This window comes from Endozoicomonas sp. SESOKO2 (assembly GCF_024606245.1).
Classification (GTDB): Bacteria; Pseudomonadota; Gammaproteobacteria; order Pseudomonadales; family Endozoicomonadaceae; genus Endozoicomonas_A.
Window position 1 is genome coordinate 1 of sequence record NZ_JAHHPQ010000159.1, and the last position, 1,763, is coordinate 1,763.

The window sequence follows — 1,763 nt, forward strand, 5'->3', positions numbered from 1 at the left end:
TCTCAAGATGCGCCTTTTCGGAAAGCAGCAAAAACTGGACAGCCTTTAATGAAAACAACTGCAGATTCTTGCCACAGTTCCTTTGTGGTTTACTGAAGTCTCAGGACTTCATCCCGGGCGCGTGATCAGCTGTTAACCGCGTCCTTGAGAGCTTTACCAGCCTTGAAGCTAGGAATTTTGGAAGCAGCAATCTCAATAGGCTCACCGGTTTGAGGGTTACGGCCAGTTCGAGCCGCACGCTCTTTAACAGCGAATGTACCAAAGCCAACCAGTACAACCTGTTCACCATCTTTCAGTGCATTGGTGACAGAGTTAATAATGGCGTCCAGGGCACGACCAGCGGCAGCCTTGGGAAGGTCAGCAGATGCCGCAATTGCTTCAATCAGCTCGGACTTGTTCACTCTATTCCCCTTCTTTCTACGATGCTTTAATAGCCAAAAATAGCTATAGCCAAATACTAGCTAGTTGGTACTGAAGACAGTTTAAGTGCCCCAGATACCTTGCCTGACGGGCGCTTTGCTATGCTGCGTGATTTTAGCTGAAAACTCAAGCAATAGCGCAGGCTACCCGGTAATTTCTGCAGTTTTCTGTTTAATCTGATCGTATGTACCAATCAAACAGTTAACAACAGTTCCCCACTTATTACATAACGGCCAAAACCACTTCGAAATAGCGCCATTATTCCACCTGAAATAATTGAACAGGATCAGGAAGAAAAACTGTATCGAACGAGTTGTGCGATAATATCCGAAACGTATAAGCACTGGGCTCCCGGATCACACCAGAGCCCACATAGAGGCAGCAGACGCTTTTTATACCAATGCCCTATGGTAACTGTCAACAGCGTAAGCACCCATCAATACTGCCTCTCCTCATTATTTTCTAAAAAAAGGCCAGTACCAATGTACCAGCCTATTGTTTCAATCAGATCATTATGATCAGTGGGTCTTGATTGATCGGTCCCGGTTAGAAGCAGTCTTTGTTTTAAGCCCCTTAACCTGCTCTTCATCGCTGGCGGTTGGAGTATATTGCAGAGCAACCTCCAGCACTTCATCAATCCACTTCACAGGTACGATCGTAAGGTCTTCCTTGATATTCTCGGGAATCTCTTTGAGATCACGGCGATTCTCTTCCGGAATCACGACTGTCTTGATACCACCCCGATGCGCCGCAAGAAGCTTCTCTTTGAGACCGCCAATGGCCAGCACCTGCCCCCTCAGAGTGATTTCACCGGTCATGGCAACATCAGCCTTAACCGGAATATCAGTCAGTACAGAAACCAGCGCTGTACACATACCGATACCGGCACTTGGACCGTCCTTGGGCGTAGCACCCTCAGGGACGTGAATGTGCAAGTCGTTCTTCTGATGGAAATCCTGAGGGATACCCAGAGTCTGTGCTCTGCTGCGAACAACAGTCAGGGCCGCCTGGATAGACTCCTGCATCACATCCCCAAGAGAACCCGTCTTGGTAATCTGGCCTTTGCCCGGTACCGCCATTGACTCAATAGTCAGCAGCTCACCTCCAACCTGGGTCCAGGCCAGACCAGTGACCTGACCTACCTTATCCTGATCTTCTGCCTTGCCGAAGTTAAACTTGCGAACCCCAAGGAAGTACTCCAGTGATTCTGGTGTTACTTTATCGTGACGCTCTTCAGCAGAAAGTGCTTCATCCTTCACCGACTTACGGCAGATTTTGGCAATTTCCCTTTCCAGCCCCCGGACTCCCGCCTCACGAGTGTAATAACGGATAACATCACGAAT

General features: G+C 48.6%; 2 protein-coding genes. Both read right to left on the bottom strand.

Annotated features, from left to right (window positions below; genetic code table 11):
- Window positions 1–125 precede the first annotated feature (125 nt).
- A complete protein-coding gene (gene hupB, locus KDK17_RS03915; RefSeq protein ID WP_257279690.1) occupies window positions 126–401 on the bottom strand; it encodes a nucleoid-associated protein HU-beta in 276 nt (91 codons plus the stop codon).
- Between the two features lie 537 nt (window positions 402–938).
- On the bottom strand, window positions 939–1,763 hold an 825-nt coding region (locus KDK17_RS03920; RefSeq protein WP_306671221.1), incomplete at its 5' end, for a S16 family serine protease.